We start from the raw sequence: 6,044 nt of genomic DNA on the forward strand, positions 1-6,044 counted from the left end.
CCGGCGCCGCTGCCGTTCCGTGACTTCGTAGCCCAGGCCCGCCTCGGTGTGCCGCGTGAGGAGCATGAGCGCTACTTCGCCGAGCTGCTGGGCGACGTAGAGGAAACCACGGCACCGTACGGCCTCCTGGACGTCCACGGCGACGGCAGTGGTGTGGTGCGCGCGCACCTTGTCGTGGATGAGGAAGTCGGCGGACAGGTGCGGGAAGCGGCGCGTTCGCTGGGTGTGAGTGCGGCGACGGTGTTCCATCTGGCGTGGGCGCGGGTGCTGGCGGCGGTCAGCGGCCGGGATGACGTGGTGTTCGGAACCGTGTTGTTCGGGCGGATGAACGCCGGGGCCGGCGCGGACCGGATACCGGGGCTGTTCCTGAACACGCTGCCGGTGCGGGTGCGGGTGGGATCGTCCGGCGTGGGCGAGGCGTTGTCGGACCTGCGGCATCAGCTGGCGGAGCTCCTGGTGCACGAGCACGCTCCGCTGGCCGTGGCACAGCAGGCCAGTGGCGTGGCGGGAGGCAGCCCGCTGTTCACCTCGATCTTCAACTACCGGTACAGGCAGAACGTGAACGCGCTGACCGGGCAGGAGAAGGGTGCCACCGGGCTCGAGGGAATCCGTACGGTGCGGACTCGAGAGGTGACCAACTACCCAGTGACCGTGGCCGTCGACGACGCCGGAACCGGATTCGGTCTCACGGTCGATGCGGTGGCAGCGGTGGATGCGGAGCTGATCTGCCGATTGCTGCACACGTGCCTGGGCAGCCTGGTGGCCGCTTTGCAGGATGCCCCGGACCGCCGGTTCGCGGCGGTGGACATTCTGGACGCGGGCGAGCGTCGTCGCATGCTGACGGAGTGGAACGACACGGACGCATCAGTCACGGTGGGGACTGTTCCGGACCTGTTCGAGGCTCACGTGGCGCGTGCTCCCGAGGCGGTGGCCTTGGTGTCGGGGCATGTCGAGGTGTCGTACGCGGAGCTGGAGGCCCGCGCGAACCGGCTGGCCCGGTACTTGACCGGCCTGGGGGTCGGTCCGGAATCGCTGGTCGGCGTGTGCCTTGAGCGAGGTGTGGACCTGCAGGTGGCGCTGCTGGGCGTGCTGAAGGCAGGCGGTGCGTACGTGCCGCTGGACGCGGAGCATCCGGCGGAGCGTATCGCCTACGTGATGCAGGACGCCGGTGTGGGGATCGTGCTGACCTCGGAAACCCTTTCCAAGGTCGTACCTGCCGGGGATTCGCTGATAGTGGTGCTGGACGATGCGGCCGTCGCCGCCGAGGTGGCAGCGCTCGACGCCGCGGCGCTCTCGTGCGACGAGCGCGGCCTGCTGCGACCGGAGCACCCGGCATACGTGATCTACACGTCTGGCTCGACGGGGCGGCCGAAGGGCGTGCTGGTCTCGCATGTGGGTGCGGCGAGCCTGGTGGCGGGCCATGCGCGATACCTGAGGGTTGGTCCGGGGGCGCGGGTGGCGCAGTTCGCGTCGGCGGCCTTCGACACCTTTGGGTGGGAGTGGCTGATGGCTCTGCTGTCGGGGGCGACGCTGGTGGTGATCCCGGGCGAGCGGAGGCTCGGCCCCGCGCTGCCGGAGTTCCTGACCGAGGCCCGGGTGACACACGCGACGCTGCCACCGGCTGTACTGGCGACCCTCGACGAGACCTCGATCAGCACGGATACGGTTCTGGTGGTGGCGGGCGAGGCGTGCCCGCCGGAAGTGATGGCGCGTTGGGCGCGGGGCCGGGCGATGTTCAACTCGTACGGACCGACAGAGACCACGGTGGATGCGACGCTTTGGCGTTGCGACGACAAGGCATCAACGGTCGCGATCGGTTCGCCGGTGGTGAATACCCGCGTGTACGTGCTGGACGAGCATCTGGCGCCGACACCGGTGGGTGTTGCCGGCGAGCTGTATGTGGCCGGCGCGGGACTGGCCCGTGGTTATGTGGGGCGTACAGGACTCACGGCGGAGCGCTTTGTCGCGAATCCGTTCGCCGCCGACGGATCGCGGCTCTACCGGACCGGAGACCGGGCACGGTGGACGGCCGAAGGACAGCTCACCTTTGCAGGCCGTGCGGATGACCAGGTGAAGATCCGTGGCTTCCGGATCGAACCGGGCGAGATCGAGTCGGTGCTCGACGGCCATCCGCAGCTGAGCCAGGTCGCGGTCCTCGCGCGCGAGGATGTCCCAGGTGACAAGCGTCTGGTCGCCTATGTCGTTCCGGCCGATGGAGACTCCGAGTACGACGCACTGGCCGGATCTGTAAGGGAGTTCGCGGCCGAGTGGCTGCCTACGTACATGGTGCCGTCGGCGGTCGTGGTACTGGATGCGCTGCCGTTGACGGTGAACGGCAAGCTCGACCGCAGGGTTCTGCCCGCGCCTGCATACACAGCGGGGTCCGTCGCAGCTCCGTCGCGGAGTCGAGGCCCCGCCGGCCTGCTCGAGGAGGCGGTGTGCGAGGCCTTCGCTCAGGTTCTCGGGTTGCCGGCATTCGGCGTCGACGATGATTTCTTCGCGTTGGGAGGGCACTCGCTCCTGGCAGTGACGCTGATGGAGGAACTCCGGGCCAGGGGTGTGTCGGTGTCGATGCGCGATCTGATCACGAATCCCACGCCGGCACGACTGATGAGCACGCTGAACCTGTCGTCCGTTCAGGACGCGCTGGGCGGACTCCTCCGGATCCGGACCGGCGGTACCAAACCCGCCTTCTTCTTCGTTCATCCCGGAGGCGGCTTGAGCTGGTGCTACCTGCCTTTCGCCCGCTCCATACCGGACGACCATCCGCTGTACGGGCTCCAGGCTCCGGGGATCGACGGCAAGGTCGACCTGTCGCGGTCCGTGGCGGAGATGGCTGCCGGGTACGTCGAGCAGATCCGCTCGCTGCAGGAGACCGGTCCCTACTACCTGGTGGGCTGGTCCTTCGGGGGGACTCCGGCGCATGAGATGGCCGTACGGCTGCGCGCCGAAGGTGAGGAAGTGTCACTGATCCTCATGGACGCCTATCCGCCGGGCCGACTGGACGCATACGGCGCTGAAGAGCATGCGCCGGACGGGGAGAAGGAAGCAGTCGAAGCGGACGATGGGAGCGGCGCCGAGCTCGACGACAGTACCGAGCTGGTCCGCAGGATCCGTGCCGACCTGGGCCACCTTCTCACTGGCTTCACGGATGAGGAACTCGCGCTCATGGCACGCGCGTACCGCAACAACGCGGTGATCAAGGCGGAACATGTGTACGGCCGGTTCGACGGGAATGCGCTGCTGCTCGTCGCGGAGCAGGGGAAGCCGGCGAGCTTCCGCCCGACGGCACCATGGGAGCCCTACATCACCAAGGAGATGTCCGTCGTGCGTCTGCCCAGCGAGCATTCGGACATGGTCCAGCCGGACGTGCTCGCGTCGGCATGGGAGGTCGTGTCGCAATGGCTGCGCTCGCAGTGACGGTGAACCGAAGCTTGAGGTAGCTCCCGAGGCGTCCTGACAGTCGACGAGGCCCCGTCCGAACGAACGGTTCGGACGGGGCCTCGTCGTGTCCCACCGGTCCTGCGCCGAGCACAGCCGTCACGTCTCTCGAATTCTCAACGCCGCTAGCTACCTATTGTGCTAGGGTCCTAGTTAAATGAAGGAGGGAGGGGATAGCGCCTTGATCGACTTTCACGTGGACGTTCAGACCGGTGTGGCGCCGTACGCGCAGCTGGTTCAGCAGGTCCGCCAGGCTCTGCGGCTGGGCCTGCTGAACGTGGGGGACCAGCTGCCCACGGTCAAGGAAGTCGTCGCCAAGGTGGCGATCAACCCCAATACCGTCCTCAAGGCCTATCGAGAACTCGAGCATGAGGGCCTTGTGTCACCACGTCCGGGAGTCGGGACCTTCGTGACCCGGACCCTCACGGATGACTCTCTTGCGGCGCACGAGCCGTTGCGTCAGGAGCTGCAGCAGTGGCTCGACAAGGCGTACCGCGCGGGGCTCGACGCGGAGAGCATCGAGGCTCTCTTCATGACCACATTCCGAACTGCCGTAAAGGTGAGGAAATGACGCTCGTCCTTGAGGCCGACGGCCTCGGCAAGCGGTACGGACGCCATCAGGCTCTGACCGACTGCAATCTGAAGATTCCGATGGGCCGGGTCATCGGTCTCGTCGGCCCGAACGGCGCCGGCAAGTCCACACTTCTGGGGCTGACCTGTGGGCTGGTCAAACCGACCGAGGGCAGAATCAAGGTGCTCGGCAGCGAACCGGCGGACAGCGCGGCGCAGTTAGCGCGTGTCGGCTTCGTGGCGCAGGACACCCCGGTCTATGCGAACCTGACCATCGCCGAGCATCTCCGGATGGGCGCCAAGCTGAATCCGCGCTGGGACCAGGAACTGGCCGAGCGGCGGATCCGGCAGCTCAACCTCGGCTTCGACCAGAAAGCCGGAGGTCTCTCCGGGGGCCAGCGTGCCCAACTCGCCCTGACTGTGGCAGCCGCGAAACGGCCAGAGCTGTTGATCTTCGACGAGCCGGTCGCAGCCCTGGACCCGCTGGCCCGGCGCGGGTTCCTGCAGAACCTCATGGAGTTCGTGGCGGAACTCGAGGCCAGCGTCATGCTTTCCTCGCACCTGCTCGGCGACCTGGAGCGGGTCTGCGACTACCTGATCGTCATGGGCTCGGGTCGCGTTCAAATGGCCGGTGAGGCCGATGACCTCGTGGCCCACCATTACCGCCTGGTGGGAGCGCCCGGAGACTTCGACAACCTGCCTCCGGAGATCGAGGTCATCCAGGCCGAGCACGCCACCCGGCAGAGCACGCTGATCGTGCACTCACCCGGACCGATCCCCTACTCCATCTCGGGGGCCGCCTCACATCTTGATCTCGAGGACATCATCCTCGCCTACATGAGCCGAGCGGCAAACGCTTCCCTGACAGGGACGGCTCCGAAGTCGCTGGAGGCACACCGATGATCTGGCTCACCTGGCGTCAGTTCCGTGTCCAGGCACTCACAGCCGCGGGTGCCCTGGCCGCCATCGCGATCTACATCGTCATCCTCGGGATGCAGATCCGGAGCTCCTACGACAGTGATGTCGCGGGATGCACCTCCAACTGCTCATCCGCCAGACAGCACTTTCTGGGGCAGTACGAGAGTCAAGTCATTCTTGTCAGCGTTGTACTCGTGGTTGTCCCCGCGATCATCGGGATCTTCTGGGGCGCACCACTGATCACGCGTGAAGTGGAAACAGGCACTCACCGTCTGGTCTGGAACCAGAGTGTGACCCGAAACCGCTGGCTCACCGTCAAGCTCGCGTTCATCGGCCTGGCGAGTGCCGCTCTGATCGGCCTGCTCAGCCTGCTCCTCACCTGGGCTGCCAGCCCGTACGACAAGGTGGAAGGCAACAGGTTCGGTGCCCTGTCCTTCATGTCGCGGAACATCACCCCGATCGGCTACGCCCTCTTCGCCTTCGTCCTGGCGACCGCGATCGGTCTCCTGGTACGTCGCACGATGCCGGCCATGGCGGTCACCCTCGGGGTTCTCGCGGCCGTCCAGATCGTGGTGCCCTTCGCAGTCCGACCGCACATCCAGCCACCCGTCAAGGAGACGGTGGCCATGAGCGGAGACATTTCCCAGAGCCCGAGCATCAACACCGGTAACAGTGGTGTGAATGTCGTGGACTTCGCGATCCCGGGCGCCTGGGTACTGGATTCCGAGAACGAACTGCTCGACGCGCAGGGCAAGCAGGTCACCGAATCCGAGATCAGCGACTGTTCCTCCGGCTCGAACTACGCGGAGGAAGTGGCCTGCATGGGCAAGAAGAACCTGCACTTCAATGTGAGCTACCAGCCCGCGGATCGCTACTGGACGTTCCAGTGGATCGAGCTGGCCGGATACCTCGTGCTCGCCGGACTGCTGGCCCTCTTCTGCCTCAAGCGGATCCGCCACCCTCTCATCTGAGACCGCCAACAGGTGGCGCACTGACAGTCGGGTCAGCGACCAGCACATCGGCCGGTCGCAGGACCCCCAACAGTTTACCGGGTGGTGACCATCCATGGGGGGGAGGTTACGAGGGGGCGGGGAGGCGTCGTTGCTCGCGATGTT

Annotated in this window: 4 protein-coding genes; all 4 read left to right on the forward strand. The window is 66.4% G+C overall.

Going from position 1 to position 6,044, the window contains the following annotated elements; genetic code table 11:
• Positions 1-153: 153 nt before the first annotated feature.
• The 4 genes from ABZX30_RS37290 to ABZX30_RS37305 all read left to right on the forward strand — a co-directional run bounded on the left by ABZX30_RS37290 (position 154) and on the right by ABZX30_RS37305 (position 5,900).
• Positions 154-3,420, forward strand: a complete 3,267-nt coding sequence (locus tag ABZX30_RS37290; protein ID WP_355942655.1) for an amino acid adenylation domain-containing protein — start codon at positions 154-156, stop codon at positions 3,418-3,420.
• 202 nt (positions 3,421-3,622) lie between these two features.
• Positions 3,623-4,012, forward strand: a complete 390-nt coding sequence (locus tag ABZX30_RS37295) for a GntR family transcriptional regulator (RefSeq protein WP_355942658.1) — start codon at positions 3,623-3,625, stop codon at positions 4,010-4,012.
• Positions 4,009-4,914 (forward strand): ABC transporter ATP-binding protein, encoded by a 906-nt coding sequence (locus ABZX30_RS37300; protein WP_355942660.1) that lies wholly within the window; start codon positions 4,009-4,011, stop codon positions 4,912-4,914. Before ABZX30_RS37295 ends, ABZX30_RS37300 begins: the two co-directional genes overlap by 4 nt.
• On the forward strand, positions 4,911-5,900 hold the full coding sequence (locus ABZX30_RS37305) for an ABC transporter permease subunit (RefSeq protein ID WP_355942662.1): 990 nt from the start codon (positions 4,911-4,913) through the stop codon (positions 5,898-5,900). Before ABZX30_RS37300 ends, ABZX30_RS37305 begins: the two co-directional genes overlap by 4 nt.
• Positions 5,901-6,044 lie beyond the last annotated feature (144 nt).

The organism is Streptomyces sp. NPDC004542 (assembly GCF_040610035.1).
Lineage (GTDB): Bacteria > Actinomycetota > Actinomycetes > Streptomycetales > Streptomycetaceae > Streptomyces.